Annotated in this window: 31 protein-coding genes; 12 read left to right on the forward strand and 19 right to left on the reverse strand. The window is 51.2% G+C overall.

The window, feature by feature from the left end:
- Positions 1-2: 2 nt before the first annotated feature.
- The 3 genes from ruvX to rplU are packed head-to-tail and all read right to left on the reverse strand — an operon-like array spanning position 3 to position 1079.
- On the reverse strand, positions 3-422 hold the full coding sequence (gene ruvX / locus L3556_RS09365; protein WP_277867011.1) for a Holliday junction resolvase RuvX: 420 nt from the start codon (positions 420-422) through the stop codon (positions 3-5).
- On the reverse strand, positions 423-686 hold the full coding sequence (rpmA, locus tag L3556_RS09370) for a 50S ribosomal protein L27 (protein ID WP_277867012.1): 264 nt from the start codon (positions 684-686) through the stop codon (positions 423-425). It lies immediately after the preceding gene.
- 3 nt (positions 687-689) lie between these two features.
- A complete protein-coding gene (rplU, locus tag L3556_RS09375) occupies positions 690-1079 on the reverse strand; it encodes a 50S ribosomal protein L21 (protein WP_277867013.1) in 390 nt (129 codons plus the stop codon).
- A 153-nt stretch (positions 1080-1232) separates the two neighbouring features.
- Between rplU and L3556_RS09380 the strand changes: the two genes are divergently transcribed.
- On the forward strand, positions 1233-1469 hold the full coding sequence (locus L3556_RS09380; RefSeq protein WP_277867014.1) for a 2Fe-2S iron-sulfur cluster-binding protein: 237 nt from the start codon (positions 1233-1235) through the stop codon (positions 1467-1469).
- Positions 1470-1494: 25 nt separating this feature from the next.
- Positions 1495-1863, forward strand: a complete 369-nt coding sequence (locus tag L3556_RS09385) for a DUF2237 family protein (protein ID WP_277867015.1) — start codon at positions 1495-1497, stop codon at positions 1861-1863.
- A gap of 29 nt (positions 1864-1892) precedes the next feature.
- Here the strand turns inward: L3556_RS09385 and L3556_RS09390 are convergent, their stop codons facing one another.
- From L3556_RS09390 to L3556_RS09405, 4 genes are all read right to left on the reverse strand, one after another.
- Positions 1893-3104, reverse strand: a complete 1212-nt coding sequence (locus tag L3556_RS09390) for a M23 family metallopeptidase (protein ID WP_277867016.1) — start codon at positions 3102-3104, stop codon at positions 1893-1895.
- 61 nt (positions 3105-3165) lie between these two features.
- Positions 3166-4395, reverse strand: coding sequence for an acetate/propionate family kinase (locus L3556_RS09395; RefSeq protein ID WP_277867017.1), 1230 nt, complete (start codon positions 4393-4395; stop codon positions 3166-3168).
- Between the two features lie 36 nt (positions 4396-4431).
- On the reverse strand, positions 4432-5313 hold the full coding sequence (locus L3556_RS09400) for a 3'(2'),5'-bisphosphate nucleotidase CysQ family protein (RefSeq protein WP_277867018.1): 882 nt from the start codon (positions 5311-5313) through the stop codon (positions 4432-4434).
- Position 5314: 1 nt separating this feature from the next.
- A complete protein-coding gene (locus L3556_RS09405; RefSeq protein WP_277867019.1) occupies positions 5315-7144 on the reverse strand; it encodes an ABC transporter ATP-binding protein in 1830 nt (609 codons plus the stop codon).
- 177 nt (positions 7145-7321) lie between these two features.
- On the opposite strand from L3556_RS09405, the gene L3556_RS09410 reads away from it, so the two are divergent.
- On the forward strand, positions 7322-8017 hold the full coding sequence (locus L3556_RS09410; RefSeq protein ID WP_277867020.1) for a Crp/Fnr family transcriptional regulator: 696 nt from the start codon (positions 7322-7324) through the stop codon (positions 8015-8017).
- A 131-nt stretch (positions 8018-8148) separates the two neighbouring features.
- Complete coding sequence (locus L3556_RS09415; protein ID WP_277867021.1) at positions 8149-9468, forward strand: sensor histidine kinase; 1320 nt, start codon at positions 8149-8151, stop codon at positions 9466-9468.
- Here the strand turns inward: L3556_RS09415 and L3556_RS09420 are convergent.
- The 3 genes from L3556_RS09420 to asnS form a co-directional block, all read right to left on the reverse strand.
- Positions 9448-10311, reverse strand: coding sequence for a DNA-formamidopyrimidine glycosylase (locus tag L3556_RS09420; protein WP_277867022.1), 864 nt, complete (start codon positions 10309-10311; stop codon positions 9448-9450). The two genes, L3556_RS09415 and L3556_RS09420, sit on opposite strands and share 21 nt — an antisense overlap.
- Positions 10312-10342: 31 nt before the next feature.
- Positions 10343-10570, reverse strand: a complete 228-nt coding sequence (locus tag L3556_RS09425; RefSeq protein WP_277867023.1) for a photosystem I reaction center subunit IV — start codon at positions 10568-10570, stop codon at positions 10343-10345.
- Positions 10571-10752: 182 nt separating this feature from the next.
- On the reverse strand, positions 10753-12147 hold the full coding sequence (gene asnS / locus L3556_RS09430) for an asparagine--tRNA ligase (RefSeq protein WP_277867024.1): 1395 nt from the start codon (positions 12145-12147) through the stop codon (positions 10753-10755).
- A gap of 190 nt (positions 12148-12337) precedes the next feature.
- Here asnS and L3556_RS09435 point away from each other — a divergent pair, with 190 nt between their 5' ends.
- The 3 genes from L3556_RS09435 (at position 12338) to L3556_RS09445 (ending at position 13606) form a co-directional block, all read left to right on the forward strand.
- Positions 12338-13039 carry a response regulator transcription factor gene (locus L3556_RS09435; RefSeq protein ID WP_277867025.1) on the forward strand — a complete coding sequence of 234 codons (702 nt, stop codon included), beginning with the start codon at positions 12338-12340 and terminating at the stop codon, positions 13037-13039.
- 82 nt (positions 13040-13121) lie between these two features.
- Positions 13122-13340: a hypothetical protein gene (locus L3556_RS09440; protein ID WP_277867026.1), complete on the forward strand. Its 219-nt coding sequence runs from the start codon at positions 13122-13124 to the stop codon at positions 13338-13340.
- A complete protein-coding gene (locus tag L3556_RS09445; protein WP_277867027.1) occupies positions 13337-13606 on the forward strand; it encodes a type II toxin-antitoxin system RelE family toxin in 270 nt (89 codons plus the stop codon). The genes L3556_RS09440 and L3556_RS09445 overlap by 4 nt, the downstream gene beginning before the upstream one ends.
- A 237-nt stretch (positions 13607-13843) precedes the next feature.
- Here L3556_RS09445 and L3556_RS09450 read toward each other — a convergent pair whose 3' ends face one another.
- The 8 genes from L3556_RS09450 to serA form a co-directional block, all read right to left on the reverse strand.
- Positions 13844-14404: a hypothetical protein gene (locus L3556_RS09450; protein ID WP_277867028.1), complete on the reverse strand. Its 561-nt coding sequence runs from the start codon at positions 14402-14404 to the stop codon at positions 13844-13846.
- A 38-nt stretch (positions 14405-14442) separates the two neighbouring features.
- Complete coding sequence (locus L3556_RS09455) at positions 14443-14955, reverse strand: adenine phosphoribosyltransferase (RefSeq protein ID WP_277867029.1); 513 nt, start codon at positions 14953-14955, stop codon at positions 14443-14445.
- A gap of 170 nt (positions 14956-15125) precedes the next feature.
- Positions 15126-15389, reverse strand: coding sequence for a molybdopterin converting factor subunit 1 (gene moaD, locus L3556_RS09460; RefSeq protein ID WP_277867030.1), 264 nt, complete (start codon positions 15387-15389; stop codon positions 15126-15128).
- On the reverse strand, positions 15376-16449 hold the full coding sequence (gene moaC / locus L3556_RS09465; protein WP_277867031.1) for a cyclic pyranopterin monophosphate synthase MoaC: 1074 nt from the start codon (positions 16447-16449) through the stop codon (positions 15376-15378). Before moaC ends, moaD begins: the two co-directional genes overlap by 14 nt.
- A gap of 19 nt (positions 16450-16468) precedes the next feature.
- Positions 16469-17413 carry a GTP 3',8-cyclase MoaA gene (moaA, locus tag L3556_RS09470; RefSeq protein ID WP_338405736.1) on the reverse strand — a complete coding sequence of 315 codons (945 nt, stop codon included), beginning with the start codon at positions 17411-17413 and terminating at the stop codon, positions 16469-16471.
- The gene (locus L3556_RS09475; RefSeq protein ID WP_277867033.1) at positions 17410-18591 is read right to left on the reverse strand and encodes a molybdopterin molybdotransferase MoeA; all 1182 of its coding nucleotides are present in this window, start codon (positions 18589-18591) and stop codon (positions 17410-17412) included. The genes moaA and L3556_RS09475 overlap by 4 nt, the downstream gene beginning before the upstream one ends.
- Positions 18592-18631: 40 nt before the next feature.
- Positions 18632-19534 (reverse strand): 50S ribosomal protein L11 methyltransferase, encoded by a 903-nt coding sequence (prmA, locus tag L3556_RS09480; protein WP_277867034.1) that lies wholly within the window; start codon positions 19532-19534, stop codon positions 18632-18634.
- Between the two features lie 23 nt (positions 19535-19557).
- Positions 19558-21138 (reverse strand): phosphoglycerate dehydrogenase, encoded by a 1581-nt coding sequence (serA, locus tag L3556_RS09485; RefSeq protein WP_277867035.1) that lies wholly within the window; start codon positions 21136-21138, stop codon positions 19558-19560.
- Between the two features lie 210 nt (positions 21139-21348).
- Here serA and L3556_RS09490 point away from each other — a divergent pair, with 210 nt between their 5' ends.
- Both L3556_RS09490 and L3556_RS09495 read left to right on the forward strand, forming a co-directional pair.
- Entirely contained in the window at positions 21349-21639 is a 291-nt protein-coding gene (locus tag L3556_RS09490) for a YggT family protein (RefSeq protein WP_277867036.1), read from the forward strand.
- 34 nt (positions 21640-21673) lie between these two features.
- Positions 21674-22657, forward strand: coding sequence for a branched-chain amino acid ABC transporter permease (locus tag L3556_RS09495; RefSeq protein ID WP_277867037.1), 984 nt, complete (start codon positions 21674-21676; stop codon positions 22655-22657).
- On the opposite strand, the gene L3556_RS09500 is transcribed toward L3556_RS09495, so the two are convergent.
- Positions 22634-22927 (reverse strand): YggT family protein, encoded by a 294-nt coding sequence (locus tag L3556_RS09500; protein WP_277867038.1) that lies wholly within the window; start codon positions 22925-22927, stop codon positions 22634-22636. The genes L3556_RS09495 and L3556_RS09500 overlap by 24 nt on opposite strands.
- A 103-nt stretch (positions 22928-23030) precedes the next feature.
- Between L3556_RS09500 and L3556_RS09505 the strand changes: the two genes are divergently transcribed.
- From L3556_RS09505 to L3556_RS09515, 3 genes are all read left to right on the forward strand, one after another.
- Positions 23031-23189, forward strand: coding sequence for a photosystem II reaction center X protein (locus tag L3556_RS09505; protein ID WP_277867039.1), 159 nt, complete (start codon positions 23031-23033; stop codon positions 23187-23189).
- A 133-nt stretch (positions 23190-23322) separates the two neighbouring features.
- Positions 23323-24231: a Ycf66 family protein gene (locus L3556_RS09510; RefSeq protein WP_277867040.1), complete on the forward strand. Its 909-nt coding sequence runs from the start codon at positions 23323-23325 to the stop codon at positions 24229-24231.
- Between the two features lie 29 nt (positions 24232-24260).
- The gene (locus L3556_RS09515) at positions 24261-24899 is read left to right on the forward strand and encodes a retropepsin-like aspartic protease family protein (RefSeq protein ID WP_277867041.1); all 639 of its coding nucleotides are present in this window, start codon (positions 24261-24263) and stop codon (positions 24897-24899) included.
- Positions 24900-24904 lie beyond the last annotated feature (5 nt).

Here is a 24904-nt window from a genome sequence, read left to right on the forward strand (position 1 = left end):
CCTCAATGGCTCCGGCGTTGATCCAGCCATTGTTGCAGAATAATGGTGGCTGCCACCTGATCCACTAGGGCCTTATCCCTTCGGGGCGATCGCCGATTTTGACGCAGAATTTCTTCTGCCTGGTAGGAGGTTAACCGCTCATCCACATAGTCAATGGGTAGGCTCAAGCTCTCACCAATGCGACTGGCAAGTTTTTGCACCTGACGGGCTTGGGAGCCGATCTCCCCTTCCATGGTATAGGGTAAGCCCACCACTAGGATTTCCACCTGTCGTTCCTGGCAAAGCTCTTGCAATTGGGCTACATCTCGAACAAAGGTTTGCCGGTGCAGGGTGGTTAACCCCGTCGCCAATAAACCGAGGCGATCGCAGCCCGCAATACCAATTCGTTTCCGCCCCAAGTCTAGGCCTAAGGCCGAAACCATTTAGCCTTCAGCGGCCGGATAGACACAGATCCGTTTCCGGGTTTTACCAAAACGCTCAAAGGTGACAATCCCGTCAGCAATGGCAAAGAGGGTATCGTCACTACCACGGCCAACATTGACCCCAGGGTGAAACTTGGTTCCCCGCTGCCGCACTAAAATATTCCCTGCCCGCACCACTTGGCCACCAAACCGTTTAACGCCTAGCCGCTGGGCGTTTGAGTCCCGGCCGTTACGAGTACTACCGGTTCCTTTCTTATGAGCCATGGGTTATTCCTCCTCGGAAGTCGTTGTCGGGCTATCTACAGGTTCGCTGGTTGGGGTACTCACCTCACCAATGATTTTGCCGTTGACCGAAATGCCCGTAATTAACAAACGAGTTAGCTCTTGGCGATGCCCTTGCTTTTTACGGGTTTTCTTTTTCGGCCGCATTTTGTAGACGATCAGCTTGGGGCCACGGCGATGCTCTAGGACGGTTCCTTGAACCACTACCCCAGGGACGTAGGGCTGACCCACTTGAATACTGTCATCATTCAAAAGCAGCACTTGATCAATTTCTACGGTTTCATCAGTGTCATAGGGCAGGCGATCGACATCGTAAAACCGCCCTGGCTCAACCCGTAGTTGTTTGCCACATGTTTCAATAATTGCGTAAGCCATGAATCTTATTTTTTCTCCCTGCCGTAGAGGTGATGAGCCAAACTCACCTTTTCCAAACCTTTTCCGAGCAAAACCAGCAATTTACTATCATAGATAATCATTGAGGGTTTCGTCAAATCCTGGGCAACCCCTAAGCAAACATTGAGCTAAACCATGGTTGAGATTACATTTTTGCCCGATGATATTACAGTCATGGCTGAACCGGGAGAATCCTGGCTCAGGGTGGCTGAGCGGGCCGGTATTGATATTCCCACCGGTTGTCAAATGGGGAGTTGTGGAGCCTGTACAGTGGACATTGAGGAGTTAGGGGAAATTCGCACCTGTATTTCGGCGGTACCGGCCAATATTATGGCCTGTCGGGTTTATTTATTTGCGGATCCAACTTGGTAGGATTCAATCAGTTTAAGGAAGGGCCATGGCTAAAAATGTACTTGGGGGTGAGTTAAAACCCTGCTGTCTGGATCCCCTCACGGGTTTTTATCGGGACGGTTATTGCCAAACGGGAACCGAGGATCAGGGCCGTCATGTTATTTGTGCGGAAATGACCCCGGAGTTTTTGACCTATACCCGATCGCGGGGCAATGACTTAAGTACCCCGGTACCAGCGTTTAATTTTCCAGGATTGAAACCGGGCGATCGCTGGTGTCTGTGTGCCAGTCGTTGGCGAGAAGCCCAAGAGGCTGGGGTTGCGCCCCCCGTTAGTCTGGTGGGAACCAATATCACCGCCCTAGAGATGATTCCCTTTGCCCTGTTGCAGGAGTATAGTTTGTCTGATCTGTCCTAGGGTGTCGCAACATATCACAAATAGGTGCATCACAAATAGGCCATTGGATCCTGGGGATCCCCATTGATGCGTACCTCAAAGTGCAGATGGGGCCCCGTAGACAGTCCCGTGGAACCCACTTCAGCAATGACTTGGCCCTGCTGAACCGTTTGCCCCTCTTGAACCAGTAAACGACTGGCATGGGCATAGAGGGTCGTCATGCCCCCACCATGGTTAATAATGACCGTGTTACCGTAGCCCCCAGACCACCCTGAGAGAATGACCGTTCCGGCATCTGCTGCCCGAATCGGAGTTCCCGTATCTGCGCCAAAATCCGTGCCATTGTGCAAGCGGCGGGTTCCCAGGATCGGATGGGTGCGCCAGCCAAAATTACTGGTGATAGGCGCATTAATGGGATAACTCAGTCGTCCAAGACCGCGAATCAGGGGTGGGTCTTGGGGAACGTAGCCGAGACGATCCCGCAGCAGGTTGGAAATGGCAATATTATCGCGCTCTAGTTGTTGTTCGGCGGCTAAAAGGGCCTGGCGATCGCCCCGTAATTTGGTGACTAATCCCTCTTGGACATTGGCTTCACTGGCATAGGTGAGTTTTTGCTGCTCTAGGCTCTGGCGTAATTGACTGATTTGCTGTTTTTGAAATGAAATTTGTTGGTTTTGGCGATCGAGGCGATCGCGGGCTTGATTGAGTTGCTCTAACTGGGCTTGATCCGCCGCATAGACCTGGCGCAGCCGTTGACGGCGATCGAGAAATTCATTTAAGGTTTCACTGTCAAATAAAAATGCCCAGGTTTGATTCTGGCGATGGCGTTGTAGAAATTTCAGCCGTTCCTGGGTTGCATCCAGATTCGTTTGGTAGGTTGCTTCGGTTACTTGTTGTTCCTGTTCGAGGGCGGCTAAAATCTCTTCGGCTTCCTGGAGTCGTTGATTGACATCCGTGAGTTGGTCATCAGTAATGTCAATATTTTCCTGGAGACGATCGAGACGTTCCTGGGCCGCCTGCTCTAATCGCTCAATTTGTTGCCGTTGTTGTCCCACGCCGGTCTGGTATTCCTGAATGGTTTTTTGCCACTCCTGGAGATCTTCCATGGTGGGTTGCTGATTTTGTGGACTTTGTTGATTTTGCTGACTCAATACCGGCAGAATCACTCCTCCTAAACCCAGGCCAAGGGCCAATAGGAGAGCAAAAATACGATGGGCCCTGTAGACCCGGCGGAATCGGCGGCTCAACCACCTGAAAATCATTGTTACACCCGTTTGATGCCTACACGTTGATGCCTACACGTTGATGCCTACACGTTGATGCCTAGGCATTGATACCTAGAGAGGCTCGGGCGATCGCCCAGTCTTCTTGGGTGCGAATCACCAAGACCCGTACCTGGGACTCCCGAGAGCCAATATCCCCCTTTACGGGCCGCTTTTGATTCCTATCCATATCCAGTTGCAATCCCAGGAAGGATAAACCCGTGCAGACATCGACCCGCACCGTCGCAGCATTTTCCCCCACGCCAGCGGTAAACACGAGGGCATCGAGGCCCCCTAGGGCCGGGAGCAAGCTGGCAATCATACTGCGTAGGCGATAGATATACAGGTCATAGGCCAATTGGGCTTGGGGATTTCCCTGGGCGATCGCCGCCAAGACCTGACGCAGATCACTACTGACCCCGGAGACCCCTAGGAGGCCAGACTGGCGATTGAGGAGGTGATCCAGTTGGGTTTCACTGTAGCCCTGGCGCAAAAGGTAGAGCAAAATTCCCGGATCCACATCTCCACAACGGGTTCCCATCATCAAGCCGGCCGTTGGCGTAAAGCCCATGGTGGTATCAATGCAGGTTCCCCCCTTCACCGCCGCCAAGGAACAACCATTTCCCAGGTGACAGGTGATGAGCCGTAGATTTTGGTTGGAACCTCCCAGGAGTTGGCGGGCCCGTTCACTCACGTAGCTGTGACTAATGCCGTGGAAACCATAGCGTTGAATGCCTTCGCCGTAGAGGTGGTAGGGCAGGGCATAGGTCTGGGCCACGGCGGGCAGTTGGCGATGGAAGGCCGTATCAAAGACAGCCACCTGCGGGCAATCCGGTAGCCATGCTTCGATGATCTCAATCCCTTCCAGATTGGCGGGATTGTGGAGGGGTGCAAAGGCAGCAAATTGAGCGATCGCCCCCTTAACATCGGCATCAATGGCGGTGGGTTGGTGGTAGCGATCGCCGCCGTGAACGACCCGATGGCCAACCACATCAATGGCGGCGGGGTCGGGAATTACCGCCGTTTCCCCCTGCCACAGTGTTTCCAGGAGGATTTTAACAATGGTCGGGCGATCGCCTAGGGGAACAGTATGGGTAAACTCTACAGGGGCCTGGTCTACATCGGGCGTTGCCGTAACCTTCAATTCAGCGAGATCGCCAGTGTGGCCCCAATCAATGAATCCCTCCCAAAGGGGCTGGGGGGGCAGGAGTGGTAAATGCTCCCGATCCAGGCGGTACAGACAGGCTTTTTGACTACTAGAGCCAGCATTTAAGACCAGAACTGTGGCCACCCTTCACCTCCAGTTATTGAATCCAGCTATCCAAAATCATCCAAAATAGGCTTGGGCCCGATGGCTAAGAGCGGTCAAAATATTGCCACTGGCGGCCACATACCCTGACCAATGCTCCACATCACCACGATTGTAGTGGGGTAAGCTTTGATCCAGGTAAACCAATTGGCCCCCCGCCTCTTGAAGAATCAGATCCGGTGCGGCCAAATCCCAATCCTTGGGGGCTGACCGGCTGGGTACACCCAAGTAGACATCCCCTTCCCCTTGACAAATGGCGGCAATTTTACAGCCAATACTACCCATGGGAATGAGGGTGGGGCGGGGTAACTCCTGCATAAATGCCTGGAGGCGATCGCTGGTGTGGGTGCGACTAACTAAAATCCGCAGATCATCTAAAATATTTGCATCTGCATTTACTTCTACATCTACAGGAGGGGTTGGGGGAATGGACAACCGCTGTCGCCCCTGGGCCGTTTCCCGATAGGTTCCTTGGCCGACAATGGCCGTATAAAGGGCCTGCCGTTCTGGCCAGGCCACCACCGCTAAAATGGGCCGGTGTTGATGCACCAAGGCAATGTGAATGGCATAGTCCCCGGTGTGATGAATAAAATCCTGGGTTCCGTCTAGGGGATCAATCAACCATTGGTAAGGCTGGGGAATGGCTGGCCCTGGTTGGTAGGTTTCTTCCGTCAAATAGCCAAATTGTTCAGGGTCAAGTTCAGCCTCTAGGTTTTGCCGCAGAAAGGCATCCACGGTTCGATCCGCTGTTGTCACTGGGCCACCCTGTTTATCTTCAATGTCCAGGGCAATGTCACCCCGATAGTATTGGCGCAGGCGATCGCTGGCCTGCCACGCCAAAGGCCGCACCATTTCCAGTAATGCCTCTAGGTCGCTTGTGTCCAGAATTTTCAGGGGCATTTTAGAGTACCTGGGTGGGAATACCGGCTGGAATGGCTGCAATCAATTTCTTTGTATAGTCGGCCTGGGGATGGCGGTAGAGTTCTTCAGCGGCCGCTAATTCTTCAATTTTGCCTGCGTACATCACCATGATGCGATCGCCCATGAATTTCACCACACTCAAGTCATGGGAAATAAACAAATAGGTTAAATTAAATTCTGCCTGGAGTTCCTTCAAGAGGTTTAAGACCTGGGCCTGAACAGACACATCCAAGGCCGACACCGACTCATCACAGACAATTAACTGGGGTTGTAGGGCGAGGGCGCGGGCAATACACAATCGTTGCCGTTGTCCCCCGGAAAATTCATGGGGATACCGCCTCAAAATCTTTGGATCGAGCCCAACCCGTTCCAGCAAGTATTCCACCCGCTGAATATGCTGCTGTTTTGGGGTTTTCGGCTGATGAATTCGCAGCGGTTCCATCACCGCCTCGCCAATGGTCAAACGGGGATTTAGGGAACTGTAGGGATCCTGGAAAATAATTTGCATTTTTTGCCGGAACTGCCGCAGTTGTTGCCGAGACAGGCCGGTTATCCGTTCCCCTTGAAAGCGAACCTGACCCCCGCTACTGGGGATTAATTGCAGCACCGCCCGGCCCAAGGTGGTTTTACCACAGCCGGATTCCCCCACTAACCCTAGGGTTTCCCCCGGATAAATGTGAAACGAGACATCATTGACGGCGGCCACATAGCGTTTGGGCTGGCCCCAGGCTGACCGCACTGGATACAACACCCGCAGATGCTCTACCTCCACTAGGGGCGATCGCCGTTGCAGTTGGGCCAATCGTTCTTGCTGGTCATCCTCACTGACTTCCTCCACCGAGGGAGGCGAAGCCGCTGCATCCAGAAAATCGGCCACCGTGGGTAAAATCTTCAGCCGTTGATCAAGGCGGGGACGGCAGGCCAACAGACCGCGGGTATAGGGATGTCGGGGTTCACGAAAAATCTGGGAGACGCTTCCCGATTCGACGATCGCCCCTTGGTACATCACCGCCACCCGATCCGCCAGTTCCGCAATAATGCCTAGATCGTGGGTGACAAAAATTAGGGAGAGTTGGTATTTCTTTTGGAGATCGCTCAAAAGTCGTAAAATCGTTGCCTGAACGGTGACATCTAGGGCCGTTGTTGGTTCATCGGCCAAGAGGAGGGCCGGCTGGGTAGCCATGGCCATGGCAATCATCACCCGTTGAATTTGGCCACCGGATAATTGATGGGGATAGCGATCTAAAAAAGCCCGTTTAGTGTCATTGATCCCATGCTGAAGTTGCTCCGGACTGGGAGAGCTACCCCCATTTTCCTGTTGCCATTCCCGAATGTATTGCTCCGATAGGACATCATCCCTGGGAATCAGTTGCACATCCTGGAGGAGGGCGATCGCCTGGCGACGGGCCGCAGCCATGGAAAGGGATTGGTGCTGGCGTAGGGCTTCAATAATCTGAAATCCACAGGTATAGACTGGGTTGAGGGAACTCATCGGTTCTTGGAACACCATGCCAATCTGCGCCCCCCGCACCCCTTGCATCTCCTGGGCAGAGAGTTCCAAAAGATTGATTGGGTCAGATTCCGGCCGGGCCATGAATTCAATCCGGCCCCCCGTCACTTGCCCCGGAGCAGAAATCAACCCCATGACCGCCAAACAGGTGACGGACTTACCGGAACCGGATTCCCCAACAATTCCTAGGGTTTGGCCCCGCTCCACCTGAAAGGAAACCCGATCCACCGCTGTAGACTCGGCATCTCCCCGACCAAACCTTACCGACAGGTCTTGAACCGTGAGCACAACATCAGCCATGGGCAAAATTAACGCAACTGGGACAAAGCCATCGATAATGGTGACATAAACCGCAAAACTTAAGAATTCTGTACATTATTATGCTAAAGATTCGTTTATTATCAAGGGCAAACGACTGAATTGCTCCCTAAAAGAGATTATTACTGTAACCATAGATGAACATACCCCAATAATGTCATGCAAGATCGGCGTACCTCCAGCGATAATGACCAAACATTACACAATAGTCCCTTCTTCCAGGACTTGCCTGCGGGGGTTCTTGACTCTGCCCTAGCCCATGTTGTCACCCGTCAGCATCCGGCCAATCGAGTCATTTTGCTCGAAAATGATTGGGGTACATCCGTTTATTTTATTCTTAACGGTTGGGTCAAGATCCGCACCTACAATATTGACGGCAAAGAAGTGACCCTGAATATTCTTGGCAAAGGTGAACTCTTTGGGGAAATGGCTCCCCTTGAAGAAGTGCCTCGATCCACGGATGTGATTACCTTGACCCCCACCGTTGTTGCTAATATGCCCGCCACGGATTTCGTCCATTTAGTGAATACGGAACCCCAGGCCGGCATACGCTTAGCCAAACTTATGGCCCGACGACTCCGCCAACTCAATCGCCGCTTACGTCTGCGGGAATCCGATAGTACCTCCCGTGTCGCCGATATTTTGTTATTCCTGGCAGATGGTCAGGGTAAGCAGGGCCCCTCCGGTTTAGAAATTCCCAACTTACCCCACCGGGAACTCAGCAGCTTGAGTGGCATGGCCCGGGAAACGGTGACCCGTGTCCTTGGCAAATTAGAGAAAAAGGGGATGATTCGGCGGGATCAGGATAGTCTCTGCATTACGGATATCCGGGCCCTAGAAAATTTATTACTTTAGAAAAAAGTACGGTTTTACCCCTAGTCTGGGGGGAAAGGAACGGGCTATGGTCAAGCTATGGTCAAAAAAGCGGCGTTATAGCAACGGTATCAACGGTTGAAGACCTACGTCCCTTTCGGTGTTACTTCGCCATGGATGGTATCACTACCACCCTAAATTCTGCCTCTGGGCGATCGCCCCAGGGGAGTGATAATCATCGATCTTCGCAGCTTTTGTGGCAGTGGCAGGCGGGAGTCGCGGCATTAACGGATCTCCTGGATCGGACTGGGGGCCACAAGGGTTATATTCTCTCGGGCCCAACCGTCACGATGGAGCGGACTCATTTTTCCGTGGTTGTCCTCAGTCCCCAAAGCCATGGTCAGCGATACCTGCCCAGTTCCCCAGCGGATCATTTAACCTCAAACCGACTAAGTTCAAACCTAGAGATTATTGACGTTCCGCCTAAGACCCCGATTATTCAAATCCCCTTTTGCCTTGTTTTCAGCCAAGAGGTCTCCGTTCTCCTTCGGTTTGTGCCCCAGGAAGGATTACGGTTTTCCTTTGATCCGGCGGACTTGCAGGACTTTTGGCAGGGCCTAGAGGCAACCCTATTACCATCCCGTTCCCATACCCTCGCTCCCCTCACTGCCTGGATGGCCTCAACGGGTTCGGGCACTGGCTTGGGAGTACCAGATTACCGTTGGGTGAGCTATTTTGGCCAACGGCTACTGTACCATAGTCCATCCCCCACCCCCGTAACCACCGTGAAGGGGACCGCCCCCCGTTCTTCGCCGCCATCAACTGATCTAGATTTGCTTCAGGCCCTATCCCATGAAATTCAAACGCCCCTGGCCACGATTCATACCCTGACTCAATTGGTGTTACGTCAGCAAAATTTACCGGCGAAGGTTCACCATTATTTACAGATCATTGCCCAGGAATGCAGTGAGCAAATTACTCGCTTTCGTTTACTCCTGCGGGCCGCAGATATGATCGCCTCGAATCAGGGGGGCTGTCCAACTGCCCTGAGTGCCACATCCCTAGAGGATATTTTGGCCATGAGTGTTCCGCGCTGGCAAAAACAGGCGGCCCGTCGCCATCTCACCTTAACGATCCACTCTCCCCCATCCCTACCTGCGGTAATGAGTGATCCGAGTCATTTAGATCAGGTGCTGACGGGGCTGGTGGAATATTTTAGCCAAACCCTGCCGCCAGGCAGTGAACTACACCTGGAATTTAGTCTGGCGGGTTCCCAACTGAAACTGGAATTACGATCGCCCCAACCGGGTAAACCAGCTAAGTTAGCAAGTCTGGGGAAATTACTGCTCTTACATCCAGAAACGGGGCATTTGAGTCTGAACTTTACTGCCGCTAAACATCTCCTGGAAGCGGTGGGGGCCAAGTTGACGGTACGGGGCGATCGCCACCGGGGAGAAATCCTCACCCTCTATTTACCCTTGGGGATGGATTGATATTGCCGTGGGCGGCTGGCATTGGGGACAGTAATGGCTGGAGCGACCCCCGAGGCGGAGACGTTCAATGGGACTCTGGCATCGCCGACAGGGATTTCCCTTGCGTCCATAGACCCAGGCCTGACCGCTGTAGTGACCATTGACTCCCTCAGGACTGACGAAATTACGGATGGTTGTCCCACCAGCTTGAATTCCTTGGTCAAGAACGATGCAAATCTGTTGATGGAGGAGGGCTACCTCGGTCGTTGTCAGGGATGCTGCAATCCGCTGGGGATGAAGACCACTTAAAAATAATGATTCGTCGGCATAAATATTGCCCATCCCAGCAACAACTCCTTGGTCTAATAAGACCGTTTTGATGGGACGATGGGTAGATTTTAACTTTTGGTATAAATATTCACAGCTAAACCCGGGTTCTAGGGGTTCGGGGCCCAAACGGCTAAGGCCAGAGATAATATGTTCGGGGCGATCGCCGGGGGGAACCCACCACATTCGCCCAAAGGTGCGTTGATCCACAAAGCGAAGTTCATGGCCAGAGACAAAGAAAAGGCGAACCCGCGTATGGGTACAGGGGGGAGATGGTGCCGATAACCACAGGAGTTGACCGGACATCCGTAGATGCACCCCCAGGAAGCCACCGTTACTCAGTTGCCCTAAAAGATACTTGCCCCGTCGTTTCCAACCAGTCAGAGATTGCCCCGTCAATTCCGTCAAAAAGTCTAGGGAAGACACACCCCCAGCGATCGCACGAGCCAGAAGCACATCCCCACCAGTGATGCTCTGGTGCAGGGTAACGGCTTCTAGCCCGCGACGAACCGTTTCAACTTCCGGTAACTCTGGCACGCTCTTAGACGGAGGGTTACAGCCCTAGGGATTATTTACCCTTTTTCGGTGCTGCAACTTCTTGAATTTCATGGAGACCAAAGTTATTGGTATTGACTCCACCGGCGTTACCACTGAAGCCCGTATAGTTGACTTTTTCAAAACGAACGATCACCGGGTATTTGATTCCACTTTGATCAACCGAGGCAACAGTGCCTACTTCGTTGTACCAGTAAGATTCTGGACGTAGAATTTTTACTTTAGAACCGCGTTGCACCATGGATAAAGTCCTACATTGTTAGTTACGGCTAGGGTCTAGGTTACTATGTCTTTACGCCCAAGTGACCATTACTCCACAAAGGTTTACACAAGCAGGCAGACCATGGCGATCGCCCTAGAATGGATTGTTTTTCAAGGTAAATAAAGCTCCTCTTGTCAACCCCCTACTAAAATTCGCCGCTGTTAAAATTCAGCATTCCCAGGACTGCGGGGGAAGGGGATCACATCGCGAATATTTTCCATGCCGGTCATAAACTGCACCAATCGCTCAAAGCCCAAACCAAACCCCGCGTGGGGTACGGTTCCAAATCGGCGCAGGTCTAAGTACCACCAGTAGGCATCCAGTTCCAGCCCTTGGGCGGTGATCCGCTCCTCCAGACCCTCTAGCCGCTCTTCTCGCTGGGAGCCACCAATGATTTCGCCAATTTTAGGAGCGAGAACATCCATGGCCGCCACGGTTTTGCCATCGTCGTTTAAGCGCATATAAAAGGCTTTAATTTCGGCGGGGTAGTCACTGACAATGACGGGGCGTTGGCAATAGTCCTCCGCCAGATACCGCTCATGCTCGGACTGTAAATCTAACCCCCAGGCGACGGGAAACTCAAAGGAACGGTTACTCTTTTCCAGGAGGGCGATCGCCTCGGTGTAGGTCAACCGGGCAAATTCCTGATGAATGATTTGCTCGGCGGTGGCAAGGACGGTGCCATCAATCCGATCCTGGAAAAATTGCATATCCTCTGGGCAGCGATCGCAGACGTAGGCAAAAATATGCTTCAAAAATGCCTCCGCTAGATCCATATCCCCCTGAAGATTACAAAAGGCCATCTCCGGTTCCACCATCCAAAATTCCGCCAAGTGCCGCGACGTATTGGAATTTTCCGCCCGAAAGGTGGGGCCAAAGGTGTAGACATTACTAAAGGCAGTGGCCATGATTTCCGCTTCCAGTTGACCACTCACCGTCAGATAGGCGCGGCGGCCAAAAAAGTCTTGGCTAAAATCAATGTTCTGTTCCGGGGTACGCGGTGGGTTCTCCAAATCCAAATTGGTGACGGTAAAGAGTTCCCCCGCCCCTTCACAATCACTGGCGGTGACAACGGGGGTATGGATCCACAAAAAACCCCGCTCTTGAAAAAACTGATGAATTGCTGTGGCACAGGCATTTCGCACCCGCATCACCGCTCCAATGGTATTAGTGCGTCCCCGCAGATGGCCAATGGTGCGTAAAAATTCAAAACTGTGGCGTTTCTTTTGCAGGGGGTAGGTTTCTGTATCCGCTGTTCCCCAAATCTTCACCGTGGCCGCCCGTAGCTCAACCCGTTGATTTTTTCCCTGGGAAGCGACTAATTCCCCCTTAAATTCAACGGCAGTGCCCGTCGTCAATTGTTTGCTGAGGGGTTCATAGTCCGGTAAATCTGCGGAAAAGACCACCTGTAGCCCGGACAAGGACGAGCCATCATTTACCTCAACAAAGGAAAACTCCTTCAGGGATCGCTTGGTACGCACCCACCCTTTGACTTGGAGGCGATCTCCGGGGGTGCCATGGCGGAGAATTTCAATAATGGGGCGATGGATGGTCATGCTTGCACATTCGATAAAATAGACTCGTGAATCTATAATAATTAAAATTCATTATACAATGGAATAACTGTTCAATTACCTTTAGTCATGGGCTTGACTTAGAGCAGAGCAATTTTTCTGTTTGTAATTTTCCTTTATGTAATTAAAGTCATTAGGTTTTATTCTGTACTCTTCTGTATCACTGGCTGCGATGGATATTCTCATTGTTGAAGACGATCGCGACATTGCCCAACTTTTGCAAGATATTCTTGAAAACGATGGTTTTACGAGTTATGTTTGCCGTGACGGTTTCACTGCCCTGCGCTACAGCCAAGAGCAGCAGCCGGATTTAATTATTCTAGATTGGTTGATTCCCGGATTAGATGGCCTAGAACTCTGTGCCCGACTGCGCCAAAAACCCATAGGCAAGGAACCCTATATTTTGATGCTGACGGCCAAGGCGGAAGAAATTGATCTGGTCATTGGCCTATCTACTGGGGCCGATGACTACATTGTCAAACCCTTTAGTCCAAGGGAATTACTAGCACGGGTGCGGGCCCTGCTACGCCGGAGTTTACGCCACAATAGCCAGACCCAAGCCCACCATACCCCTAGTTTTACCATTGATATTGAGCAACGCCAGGCAACGCGCCATCTCCCCCATCAAGAACCGGAACCCCTGGATCTAACCACCCTGGAGTTTGACTTACTCAGTATTTTTGTGAGTGCCCCAGGGCGGGTATGGCAACGGGGACAACTCATTGAACGGGTTTGGGGGGATGATTACTTTGGAGACGATCGGGTGGTAGATACCCATATTGCCCGACTGCGTAAAAAAGTGGAATTGAACCCATCCCATCCCAGCTTTATTAAAACAGTGATTGGGGTAGGTTATAAGTTTGAAGACGGTTAAGCGTTTACCGTTCCCATTAGCCTGCGGTGATTGCCTTCAATGGTATGATAATAGAAAAGTCCATACACTCTCCCATTGATATATGCAAGTCAAGGATTTAACAGTTGAAGAGCTTAAGCTTTTGATCCAGGAGACTGTTGCCGAAACGCTTCATACTCTATTAGCTGACCCTGACGAGGGAAAGCAACTAAAACCAGAGGTGAAGCAACAACTGATAGCTTCTCTGAAAAGAACTCAAGCTGGAGAGCGGGGGGTTTCGGCTGAAGAAGTGGCAAGAAAACTTGGACTGGTTTGGCAATGAGCTATAGTGTTGAATTTACTCCGGAGGATCTGGATAGTTTAGGAGAGCTTACGCCAACTATTCAAGGGCGTATCTTGCGAAAAATTCGTTGGTTGTCCGAGAACTTTGATGATGTAACCCCTCAAGCCTTAAGTGCAGATTTGAGTGGACTTTTCAAACTCAGAGTCGTTGATTATCGAATTATTTACTCCTTTGGTACTGAAGTACAGATTATCACTATTCATAAGATTGGGCATCGTAGAGATGTCTATAAATTGAGAGGCTGATTTAAGCTTACTCCTACCTTGATCTACAATCCAATGCGTTTCACATTCTACAAATTATGTAAATCCAGCGATCTAATGGTTCTGTTAGACTTGGTAAAAGCTGACTGGGCAAAATAATGAAAAAGCTCAAGGGCTTTATAAACGCTGCATCAAGGCCCATTGAACCAAAATCAAAGCATACGAAATCTAGAACCAGCCAATCTGTCATACAAAAACAGTTTGTAGTTCGCAAGGACATTAGTCATTTACAGCACAAAGAGAGTGGTTAGAATAAGGAATTGGTTCAACAAGTAATTGAGATAGTAAATGCTCCGCAGCAATGGCAAACGCAAGGTAGTCAAGACGACCTCCGATCATAGTTCCAACCACGGAGCTAGCATCTGCTGAGTAGTCTGGCGTTTGTTCCACCCATCTATCTTTAGCACGTCCCTCCCCTTTAAAGTAATCAATAACGTGCTCACGCATATTTCTCAAGTCGATTATCTTTACTTTGTCAAAGCTATCAATTTTACTGAAGTCAACACGGGTGCATAATCCCAGTTCTTCAACCCATTTACGATATTCAATAAGTTTATGTGCTGCAATGACAAAGAAATGATCTTCAGAGTGAGAGTTATGTATTGCTTCTATGCGTTTTTTAAAGGGCCGCATAATCTCTTCAATGTCAAGTTTCTTTTTTGCTGCCGTCACTCTTTGTGCTTGTAAGACAACTGCACGAGTCCATTGAACTAAGCCTTCAAAAGCCATAAATTGCTCTTCATCTAGCGACATGATAGGTATTCGTGAACTCTGTGCCATGATTGCCAAACCTTTAATTGAAAATAAATCCGGTCTAACTAATAATTTACCAGAGTCGTAATCGGCACATCCGGTAATAGGTTGCGCCCATTGAGTTCCATCAGTTCCACAATAAAGGCAAACCCTGTCAACTCTCCCTCGGACTGTTGAATCAGTTGGGCGGCGGCAGCGGCGGTACCACCCGTGGCAATGAGGTCATCGACCACTAAGACCTTTCTGTCTGGTTGAACGGCATCTTGGTGCATTTCCAGGCGATCGCTACCATACTCCAGACTATATTCAACGGCATAGACGGGCGAACAAAGCTTACCGGGTTTCCGCAGGGGAATAAAACCGACACCCAGACGATAGGCCAGGGGAGCACCAAAGATAAACCCTCGGGATTCAATGCCAGCAATATAGTCGATTTTCTGACCTTGATAGCGATCGGCTAATTGATCAATCACATACCTTAGCCCCGCTTGATCTTGGAGCAGAGTGGTTAAATCCCGAAATAGGATTCCTGGCTTGGGAAAATCAGGTACATCACGAATCAGAGCTTTTAAGTCCATAGTAGCCTAAGGGGTATCGGAAGGTTGTCTGCAAAAATCCTACACTCTGACATCCTCTTCCAGCAACCCTAGCGGGGATGTGTTGTATGTGTTTGCTCTATTGTCCATAACAGTTCTGAATCTAGATTTTTGGAGATGCCCTTATGCTGATCATGCAGCTTGACTAAATGCTAACCGCCAGCAACCGGGGGAATAAAGACCACTCGATCCTGATCCTGAATAACACTATCCAAATCTGCAAATTCATCATTCACGGCTACTTTTATTTGATGCTCTAATAAATGAAACTGGTATTTTTCTGCCAAATAGCGATAAAGCTCCCGATAGCTCGTCAACTCTAGGGTTAGGTTTTCTGTGGTGATACCGGCTTGTTCTTGAAGGGCCGCAAAGTACTGCACTGTAATGGTTTTAGGGAAGGTGTTAGAGTTGGACATTTTCGTATTCTTGGGGGGTATTAATATTGGCAATGGATTGGGGGCGATCGCAGGGGATGAGATGGCAATTGGTCATTTGTAGAAGTTTGACGGGGCAATAGATGCCAGCGGCCACGGCTTTTTGAAATACATCTAGGGCTAGGGGAGTATAGATTCCACACAGGGCTTCGGGAAACCCTTTTTCTGGATTTTGGTAACAGGTGGCTACCACGTCTTCACGGTAATGGCTGAGGAGATATTCGATCAAGGGGCCATGAATATAGGCTAAATCACAGGCGACAATGAGCCAATTGACATCTGGATGAGTTTCCAGGGCCGTCAAAATACCGGCAATGGGGCCCACACTAGGATGGTGATCTACGAGGGTCGGTAAGGATTCTAGGGGCGTTCCCTGCCACTGCTGCGATCGCCCGGATAGATAGACCTGCTCGCAATATTGACTTAAAAGATCATAAATATACTGGCCATGGGGTTTGTCGTGGTAATCAATCAGGGCCTTATCCCGCTGCATTCGCCGACTCTCACCGCCGGTTAACACAAGTCCGTAGAGGGGCCGTTCCGCCTTCGTTTTTTTACCGCCACTTTTGGCCAGAAGTTTGGTTTCTTTAATCAAAATATCTGAAGACACCGCTTTACACATGTCGTAAATCGTCAGGGCGGCGATCGCGGCACCATGGAGAGCTTCCATTTCCACGCCGGTTTTCCCCTGGGTCTTCACTTCACAGCGAATCGTCACCACTAAAGGAGTCTCTTGCTGATCCGCTGACGGGTTTTCAATGGATGGATGCCCAATTTGAATCTCAAACTTACAGGAATCAATGGGCAGGGCATGGCAAAAGGGAATCATCTCCGAGGTTTTTTTCACAGCCATTGTGCCCGCAATAATCGCCGTTTGGCAGACGGGGCCTTTTTTTAGGTGGAGATCTTGCCCCTGGAGATAGGGACGCAAGGCTGCGGGTAGTTCAACTTGGGCCTGGGCCACAGCCCGGCGATCGCTGCTGGACTTGGCACTAATATCCACCATGGTGGGTTGGTGATGGTCATCAATGTGATTGAGCATTCCGGCGATCTAGGGTTTTCTAGCCTCCAATTTGATACATGGCATGGGGAACCTCTGAGGGTCTCAGGTAGGGTTTCATCTCCAGTAAGTCCCGATAGAGCCCCTGGCGGTGTGCGAGTGTCGTGTTTTTGAGGGAGCGGCCGTCAGTTTTCAGAAGACAGGCCCGCAGGATGCCATCAGCAGAGAGTCGCCAGCGGGAGCAGTGACCACAAAAGGGTTGGGATTCGGAGGCAATAAAGCCAATCCGGGCCCCGCAATCCGTGACAAAATTAAACGATGTTGAGTCCTCCGGCTGGGATAGGGGGGTGAGATGGTAGTGGGTTTTCAGGCACTTTAGTAACTCCTGGGCGGAAATAAAGCGGTCTCCCTGGGTTTCGCAGGCATAGCCAATCCGCATCAGTTCTAAGAATCGCACGTCAATATCGAGGGCTTTAGCATATTCGACAAACTCGCCAATTTCATGATCATTGATCCCCCGCATCACCACCATATTAATTTTGATCCTAAACCCCTGACTCCGGGCTTGGTGAATATGATCCTTGATTGTGTCTAGGCGATCGCCGTGGGTAATGCGCTGAAAATTATCGGGATTGAGGCTATCCAGACTAATATTGAGATGGTGAATCCCTAGCTGCCACAGGGCTTCCAAATAGCGATCCAGGAAAACCCCATTCGTGGTTAAGCCAATTTTTTTCAGGGGCAGTTGGGCTAATCTCGTGGCAATCTCTAAAAAATCCTGCCTGAGTAACGGCTCTCCCCCGGTCAGACGAATTTCTTCTAACCCCAACTCCACTAATTCTTGGGCAATGGCTTGGTACTCCTGAGGACGCAAATAACTGTCCTTGGCGATAAAGGTGGCATCCACAGGCATACAGTACTGGCAACGCAGATTACACTGATCCGTCAAGGAAATGCGTAGCTTGCGAATGCGGCGGCCGTGGGTATCAATGAGGGTAAGGGTCATGGCGATCGCCAGGGAAAAAATCGATAACAAGTGCCCGCCGGAAAATGGCAGGACTCCTTGGGAAGTTCCAGAAAGCCATCACTCTCTGCTAGGGCAATGAACTCCCCGGAATTTTTAATGGTCAGGGGTTGGGCCCTGATCACTGCGTCCTCACCATAGGTTAGTTTGACGGGCACAAAATAGGTCAGGTCTTTCCTAAAGATGACTTCTTCCTGAAGTTGAGCATAGATCACGGGGGTTTTTAACACATAGCGATGGAGGCAGACCAAACTAGAAACCGGATTGCCCGGTAATCCTAAAACCACGGTGTTGTATTGATGATCGATGCCAAACCAGAGGGGCTTACCCGGCCGTTGGCTGACCCCCTGAATATAGCGAGTTACCCCCGCCCCCTGCCACAGATCCGGTAAGTAATCAAATTTGCCCTTGGAGACACCGCCGGAATAGATTAACACATCATATTTTTGGCGATTTTCCTGGTAATGATCGATCATTCGTGGGCGATCGTCCATGAGATGATCTAGGTCAACACCATCATAGCCATGGCACCGCAGAGAAGCCTTCAGGGCATAGATATTCGATTTGCGCAGTTGGTGGGGTTGGGGCCTCTGGTGGGGGTCAATGAGTTCTTTGCCGGTAGAAATGAGTTTAATGCGTGGGTTCCGGGCACAGTTGAGACTGGCGTATCCCATGGATGCGGCAATTCCCCAGCGGGGGCCATTTAAGACCCTGTGAGACGGTAAGACCTCTGCCCTCAAGGGACAATCACTCCCCTGTAAGTGAATATTATCAAAGGCGTTTCGCTGCTGTTCTCCGACAATGCGGGCAATGCCTGAATCAATCTGGATCTCCTCATAGGGAATCACTAGATCAGCTCCCTTGGGCAAGGGGCATCCCGTCATTACTTCTAAGCAGGAATTAGGGCCCCCTAACTCTATCCTTGGCTCACCGGCCGCCACCACCCCGACAATGGCAAATTCCCGCTGGCCCCGTTCATAGGTAGACCAAGCTATGGCAATGCCGTCCATCATTACCCGGTGTACCGGCGGATAGGGGCGATCGGCAAAAATAGGCTCAGTGGTGGTCAAAGAGCTTAATTGCTCAATAGTCACTGGAACCTCACCCCAGTTGGGCCAATGGGTGTCAATCAGCTTGGCGGCATCCTCAACACTAATCAATCTTAGCCATCCTTGACTCTCTAGCCCTTTCTCCTAAGGATTAATTTTTGCTATCCCCAGTCCATTGAACATTTAGACAACACCAGTCTTGTTTTCGCCACACACTACCCACCTGCCAACCATGGGTTTCCAGGATTTCGGTGAGATCATTGGCTTGTTCTAACAGCAATCCACTAAAAATGGCCCAAGTATGGGGTTTGATAATACGACTTAAGTGGGGAATAATATCCCCAATCACATCTGCCAAAATATTACATAAAATGCCATCCACCGTCACCGGAATTTTTTCATGGCTACCCTGGCTCACAACTAATTGCTGGGCTGTAACTAAATTCAAGTCCCGACTTTTCAGGGTTGCCGTTACCGCTAAGGGATCCGTATCTACGGCATAGACTTTTTCCGCCCCCAACAAAATGGCTGCCACCGATAAAATGCCACTGCCACAGCCAATATCAGCGATCGCCACTGAACCCAGAGGTTCAAAGGTATCATCCAGTTGCATTTCCAGAGCTTCTAGGCACAATTGGGTCGTGGGATGGGTCCCGGTGCCAAAGGCCATGCCCGGATCCAATTTCAATAGTAATCGCTCCCCTAGGGGAGGTGGCTCCCGCCAATCGGGACAAATGATCAGGCGATCGCCCACATTAATGGGATGCCAGTAATCTTGCCAACTATGGGCCCAGTCCTCTTCCCTGACCAGTTGCCAACGGAGTTGGGGGCGCAAATAGCCCTGGGAGACCACATCCTGCTCAATCCAAACCCCTAGGGCGGCAATATCCAGCAGGGTCACTTGCTTTTGGGGAATATAGGCCTGCACGGATAGCTGCCCCTGATGCTGTTGACTTGCCGTTCCCTGACAGCCAAAATCCTGGAGCCGCCAGTAGACAATATCCTCCGCAGCGGCCTGGGTAATAACGGTGACTTCCCACCAGCGATTAATCAAGCCAGCCTGCCTAACAACGGATCCTAGAGATTAACAATGTAGGCATCACGAATTCCCTGCACCTTCGTAATTTCTGCCAGTAATCCTTCCGGGAGGGGATCATCCAAACTAATCACCATCACCGCATTACCCCGTACCATCTTCCGGCCCACCTGCATACTGGCAATGTTGACATTAAAGCTACCCAGGTTAGAGCCGATCTTGCCGATAATACCGGGCATATCGCGGTGCAGCGTCAGCAGCATGTGCCGGGTTGGGGAGACATTAATCGGAAAATCATCAATACTGGTAATCCGCAATTCATGCTCACCCAGTAGGGCACCCGTTACCGAACGGCTTTCTAGGGGCCCCTTGGCGATCAAACACAGGGAACCGGAATAATCCCGCTGGGAGGCATCCCGAGTTTCAATCACCCGAATACCGCGCTCCTTGGCTTCCAGACCCGCATTCACATAGTTGACCCGTTCCCGCAATGCCGGGGACAATAACCCTTTCAGGGCGGCAATGACAATGGGTTGGCTATCATTACTGGCCAGTTCTCCCTGGAGACGCACCTCCAAGGATTCAATCCGACCCCCCGCTAACTGCCCCACTAAATTGCCCAGGGTTTCCGCTAACTGCATATAGGGAGTCAGTTTTTCGAGAATATCGGGGCGGAGTCCGGGAATATTCACCGCCGATCGCGCCGGCAGTCCCAGCAGCACATCCCGAATTTGCTCTGCCACATCAATGGCCACATTGGCTTGAGCTTCCTCGGTGGAGGCCCCCAAATGGGGGGTGAGAATCGCTTCCATGCCTAGGGATCTTAAGGCAGATTCCCCCAGGGGTTCCTCTTCAAAAACATCTAGGGCTGCCCCGGCAATTTGTCCCTCTTTCAGGGCGGTGACGAGGGCCATTTCATCAATGATGCCGCCCCTGGCACAGTTAATAATGCGGGCGGTGGGCTTCATTTTAGCCAAAGTGTCGCCACTAATTAAATGCTGAGTTTCCGGGGTTTTAGGTAAGTGAAGGGTAATAAAGTCAGATTCGGAAAATAAGACATCTAGCTCCACTAAACGACAACCCAATTGATCGGCCCGCTCCGTGGACAAAAAGGGATCATAGGCTAATAATTTCATGCCCATAGCCCGGGCCACGGTGGCGACGTGGGAACCAATTTTTCCAAGGCCAATAATACCTAGGGTTTTTTTATAAATTTCTACGCCAGTGAACCGCTTCCGATCCCATTTGCCTGCTTTCATGGATTCGTTGGCATCAGGAATATGGCGGGCTAGGGACATCATCATGGCCAGGGTATGCTCCGCCGCAGCAATGGTATTTCCTTCGGGGGAGTTCACCACAATGATGCCCTTACGGGTGGCCGCCGGAACATCAATATTATCGACACCGACCCCAGCCCGACCAATGATCTTCAACTGATGGGCCGCCTCAATCACCTCTTGGGTTACTTTCGTACCTGACCGAATCATCAGGGCATCGTAGCCAGGAATCATAGCTGCCAATTCTGCCGGAGATAAGCCGGTATGAATATCAACCTGAGCAACCTGGGCTAATAAATCAATCCCCACCTGCTCAATAGGATCGGAAACAAGAACTTTTGGCATATTTTCTATTGCTAACCTAATTGCCCCAAAGTGAGATTGTAGCAAAAAAGGGAACCACTCCAAGACTAGGAAGGTTGCTCCTTGACGACGGCGGAGTCTCGGGGCTGATGGGGGCACTAATTCAGGTATCTTGGCCCATTCCTGCCCCAATTGTGGATTAGATCGGCAATTCGATACACTAGAGAGCGTAAGCCACCGATGAGCAAGGTTATGACTGAGGCCCCTATTATTCCCTTAATTGTTACCGCTGTTGCTAATTTTTTACAGATTTATCTCGTTATTCTATTGATTCGGGTATTACTGACCTGGTTTCCCAATGTGAATTGGTCGAATCCCCCCTTTAATATTCTCAGCCAGCTAACGGATCCCTACTTAAATATTTTTCGTGGACTGATTCCGCCCCTAGGGGGCCTAGATTTTTCCCCCATCATTGCCTTCCTGTTACTCCAATTCCTGGTGGGGGTTCTGGCTAGCTTTTCCGGTGGCAGTAGTTTCTTCTAGACCCTAGCCCCCCCAGTCCCATTGTCCCCTTCCGATGGCTGATTTTTTTAATACCTATGGCTTTTTGCTGGTCTCCATGACCTTGGGGGCGATGCTGGGCCTATCTCTGTATCTACCACTGATGGCGGGGCAACTCTCTTTGGCTAGTCCAGGATTCTATGCCTTGGGGGGCTATGTCGCTGCCATTATTTCGACGCGGGTTCCGACGACGGCGGGGGAACTCTATCCCCTGGGTTGGGTGATTCTGGAGGTCTTGCTGGCGGGGGCGTTGAGTGCCCTGTTGGGTCTGGGGCTGGGAATTCCGGTCTTGCGATTGCGGGGCATTTATCTGGCGATCGCCACGATTGCCTTTGGGGAAGTGCTGCGGGTTTTAGCCCTGAACTTAGAACTTACCGGGGGGGCGATCGGTATTTTTGGGATTCCCCAACCCTTTCGTCACTCTATCGAGTACCTCTGGCTATCCCTGCCCCTCCTCGTCCTGAGTATGGTGTTTTTATACCGCTTAGAAACGATGCGGGCCGGCCGAGCCATGGATGCGATTCGTACCGATGAATTAGCCGCCACCTGCCTTGGCATTAACCCCATGGTCTATAAGGTACTGGCGTTTACCTTGGGTGCTATTTTAGCGGGGATGGTGGGGGCCGTTAGTGCCCATTTTCTCAACACCTGGAATCCCCGCCAGGGAACCTTTGATGCCGGAATTCTCTATCTGACGGCGGTTCTCATTGGTGGCAACCGCACCTTTTTGGGCCCTGTCTTAGGCGGAATGATTTTTACCGCCTTACCAGAAGTCCTAAGGGCGATCGCCGATCAACCGGGTTTACCCCAGGGGCTCGCTAGTTTTTTTCGGGATGGCCGCCTGATTCTCTACGGTGTCTTGATTGTTCTCGGCAGCTTGTTTTTTCCCTATGGATTAGTACAGCGATCCACGGCGCGGAGATGGCTGGATACCCTGGTGCGTTTAAGTATCAGTTTCAGCAAAGGCCTGCTAAAGCTAGGCCGCTGGAAAGAGCAATAGGACTAATCCCTGCTGACCCACTAGGAGTTCCCGGAGCAGGGTGACAATGCCCACCCAAATAATGGGACTAATATCGACTCCCCCTAGGGGCGGAATCAGGCGACGGGTTGGGGCCAAAAAGGGTTCGGTGGCGATCGCTAGCCAACTCAGGGGAAATTGCTTGAGACTCACCTGGGGATACCAGGTTAAAATAATTCTCATAATAAAAAGAAAGGTCAGGGCCGAGAGGAGAATCCCTAGGCCAATGCTCACCAAAAGGGCAGGGGTCATATAGAAAACGTTACAATTCGTCTAACTTTTAGGATAGCTTATTGCCCTAAGGGAACCAAAAACGATTAAAATCTTAAATGTCGTAACGTTTTGAAACCTCGCCATGCTATCAACGCTATCAACCGGGATTTTACTCTTAACAGTTACACCTTCCCTCAAAGGCTTCTTCATTGGTTTAATTGCCGGGGCCGTTGTCCTCGGTTCTGCGGCGGTGGCACTTTTTCTCTTTAGTCAATTGGATAAAGTTCAACGCTCCTCCTAAGCTTTATTTGTTTTATTGATAGATGAAATCCCACCCTTGATCTGGGTTTGCGGGATTAATCTGGGTAAAATGCTAGAGAAATGTTGGCAACAGTCGTTAACATAGAGAAGGCTGTGGCTGACGGAGGCTATCAATGGTAGAGGGTCTAATCCACTTAAGTGGTGGACTAAATCATCCCCTGTTGGGGCAAATTGTCAACGTTGGTTTAGGGCCAGCGGGGATTATGGGTATTGGTTTAGCAGTGGGTGGAGCGGCTCTCTACTTCTTGCGATCGATGCGCCCAGAATTAGCACGGGATCATGACATTTTCTTCGCTGCGGTGTCGATTCTCTGCGGCGGCATTTTGTTCTTCCAGGGGTGGCGACTAGACCCCATTTTGCTATTTGGGCAGTTTTTGCTCACCGGATCAGCGGCGTTCTTTGCCGTAGAAAGTATTCGCCTTCGCAGTGTCGCTACGGAGCAGGCCCGTCGGAATACCCCGATTGTGGATGAGGATCGGCCCGTGAGTCGCACCTATACCTATCGGGCGGAACTCGAAGAACTTGAGCCCTACGATGACGAGGAAGAGGATGAGATTCCCCTAAGGCGCATTCGCGGTAGCCGTGATACCAGTCGCTCTCGCTACGCCGATGACTATGAACAGGAAGAACCCCCCGTGGGTCGCTTACCCTCCCGTCGCAATCCGCCACCGCGGCCGGAACGGCCAGAGCGGAGCCCATCTCCCCGCAGGTCTCGCCCCGCCCCCAGTACCTATGAGCCACCAGTCAGGGATGCGGATGTCCAGGATGAACCCTACCGTCCCCCCAGTCGCCGCAGTGTCCGCCCAAGCGATCGCCGCCCACCCAATCCAGGGAATCCACTGCCCACCCGCCCCGATCGCCCCACCGAACCCCCAGCAGCAAATCGCCCTCGGCGACGACGGCCCCGGCCCCGCCCAGAAGCATCCAACCAAAATGCCACGGATTACGTCCCCTACCAGCCCATTGATTCACCGGGAAATGATGAAATAGATAATTCCGACAATTTTGACGATAATAATTAACGTTCCAACAACAATAAAATAGTGAAGCCATGAAAGCCTACGGGTTGCTCCTCTGTCTGGGATTACTCATTCCTACCCCCGTTTTGGGCCAATCCCTGGGATCCGATGCCCTTTACCAGGCGATCGCTAATCAAGACTGGGCTAGGGCAATCCAAGTAGTGGATCAAATGATTCAGGCCAACCCAGGTCAGGCCAATGAACTCCGCCGCTATCGCCAGGAATTAATCCAACTCCAGCAGCGTCCCCCCAATGCCCAGCAACGGCCGACCCGTCCCTCAGCGCAAGTGGGTACTGCCCCGATTATTCGTCGCCAAAATGGAATTCCCGTCATTCGGGTATTATTTAATCAGCGACTTGCCTCGGAAATGATGGTGGACACCGGTGCAAGTATGACCGTTATTACGCGACCCCTTGCACGGGCCCTGGGTATCACCCCCGCCAATGTTGTAGATAATGCCGTTTTTAACACCGCCAATGGCCAGACAGTTATGCCGATTGTTTATGTGCGATCCCTGGATGTTGCTGGTCTGAACCAAACCATGATCCCGGTGGCGATCGCCGGCCCAGAATTATCCATGGGACTGCTGGGGCAGGATTTTTTACAGCAGTTTGATCTGAGTTTACGCCAAGATCACATTCAGTTTCATCGCCGCTCGTCGGGCAATTAGGCGTC

Origin of the sequence: Candidatus Synechococcus calcipolaris G9 (genome assembly GCF_029582805.1) — a bacterium.
GTDB classification, from domain to species: Bacteria; Cyanobacteriota; Cyanobacteriia; order Thermosynechococcales; family Thermosynechococcaceae; genus Synechococcus_F; species Synechococcus_F calcipolaris.

What these genes read in the sequence shown, in the direction of transcription:
- ruvX (WP_277867011.1), bottom strand. Translation starts at nt 422, where the DNA reads ATGGTTTCGGCCTTAGGCCTAGACTTGGGGCGGAAACGAATTGGTATT.
- rpmA (WP_277867012.1), bottom strand. Translation starts at nt 686, where the DNA reads ATGGCTCATAAGAAAGGAACCGGTAGTACTCGTAACGGCCGGGACTCA.
- rplU (WP_277867013.1), bottom strand. Translation starts at nt 1,079, where the DNA reads ATGGCTTACGCAATTATTGAAACATGTGGCAAACAACTACGGGTTGAG.
- L3556_RS09380 (WP_277867014.1), top strand. Translation starts at nt 1,233, where the DNA reads ATGGTTGAGATTACATTTTTGCCCGATGATATTACAGTCATGGCTGAA.
- L3556_RS09385 (WP_277867015.1), top strand. Translation starts at nt 1,495, where the DNA reads ATGGCTAAAAATGTACTTGGGGGTGAGTTAAAACCCTGCTGTCTGGAT.
- L3556_RS09390 (WP_277867016.1), bottom strand. Translation starts at nt 3,104, where the DNA reads ATGATTTTCAGGTGGTTGAGCCGCCGATTCCGCCGGGTCTACAGGGCC.
- L3556_RS09400 (WP_277867018.1), bottom strand. Translation starts at nt 5,313, where the DNA reads ATGCCCCTGAAAATTCTGGACACAAGCGACCTAGAGGCATTACTGGAA.
- L3556_RS09405 (WP_277867019.1), bottom strand. Translation starts at nt 7,144, where the DNA reads ATGGCTGATGTTGTGCTCACGGTTCAAGACCTGTCGGTAAGGTTTGGT.
- L3556_RS09410 (WP_277867020.1), top strand. Translation starts at nt 7,322, where the DNA reads ATGCAAGATCGGCGTACCTCCAGCGATAATGACCAAACATTACACAAT.
- L3556_RS09415 (WP_277867021.1), top strand. Translation starts at nt 8,149, where the DNA reads ATGGATGGTATCACTACCACCCTAAATTCTGCCTCTGGGCGATCGCCC.
- L3556_RS09425 (WP_277867023.1), bottom strand. Translation starts at nt 10,570, where the DNA reads ATGGTGCAACGCGGTTCTAAAGTAAAAATTCTACGTCCAGAATCTTAC.
- asnS (WP_277867024.1), bottom strand. Translation starts at nt 12,147, where the DNA reads ATGACCATCCATCGCCCCATTATTGAAATTCTCCGCCATGGCACCCCC.
- L3556_RS09435 (WP_277867025.1), top strand. Translation starts at nt 12,338, where the DNA reads ATGGATATTCTCATTGTTGAAGACGATCGCGACATTGCCCAACTTTTG.
- L3556_RS09440 (WP_277867026.1), top strand. Translation starts at nt 13,122, where the DNA reads ATGCAAGTCAAGGATTTAACAGTTGAAGAGCTTAAGCTTTTGATCCAG.
- L3556_RS09445 (WP_277867027.1), top strand. Translation starts at nt 13,337, where the DNA reads ATGAGCTATAGTGTTGAATTTACTCCGGAGGATCTGGATAGTTTAGGA.
- L3556_RS09450 (WP_277867028.1), bottom strand. Translation starts at nt 14,404, where the DNA reads ATGGCACAGAGTTCACGAATACCTATCATGTCGCTAGATGAAGAGCAA.
- L3556_RS09455 (WP_277867029.1), bottom strand. Translation starts at nt 14,955, where the DNA reads ATGGACTTAAAAGCTCTGATTCGTGATGTACCTGATTTTCCCAAGCCA.
- moaD (WP_277867030.1), bottom strand. Translation starts at nt 15,389, where the DNA reads ATGTCCAACTCTAACACCTTCCCTAAAACCATTACAGTGCAGTACTTT.
- moaC (WP_277867031.1), bottom strand. Translation starts at nt 16,449, where the DNA reads ATGCTCAATCACATTGATGACCATCACCAACCCACCATGGTGGATATT.
- moaA (WP_338405736.1), bottom strand. Translation starts at nt 17,413, where the DNA reads ATGACCCTTACCCTCATTGATACCCACGGCCGCCGCATTCGCAAGCTA.
- serA (WP_277867035.1), bottom strand. Translation starts at nt 21,138, where the DNA reads ATGCCAAAAGTTCTTGTTTCCGATCCTATTGAGCAGGTGGGGATTGAT.
- L3556_RS09490 (WP_277867036.1), top strand. Translation starts at nt 21,349, where the DNA reads ATGACTGAGGCCCCTATTATTCCCTTAATTGTTACCGCTGTTGCTAAT.
- L3556_RS09495 (WP_277867037.1), top strand. Translation starts at nt 21,674, where the DNA reads ATGGCTGATTTTTTTAATACCTATGGCTTTTTGCTGGTCTCCATGACC.
- L3556_RS09500 (WP_277867038.1), bottom strand. Translation starts at nt 22,927, where the DNA reads ATGACCCCTGCCCTTTTGGTGAGCATTGGCCTAGGGATTCTCCTCTCG.
- L3556_RS09505 (WP_277867039.1), top strand. Translation starts at nt 23,031, where the DNA reads ATGCTATCAACGCTATCAACCGGGATTTTACTCTTAACAGTTACACCT.
- L3556_RS09510 (WP_277867040.1), top strand. Translation starts at nt 23,323, where the DNA reads ATGGTAGAGGGTCTAATCCACTTAAGTGGTGGACTAAATCATCCCCTG.
- L3556_RS09515 (WP_277867041.1), top strand. Translation starts at nt 24,261, where the DNA reads ATGAAAGCCTACGGGTTGCTCCTCTGTCTGGGATTACTCATTCCTACC.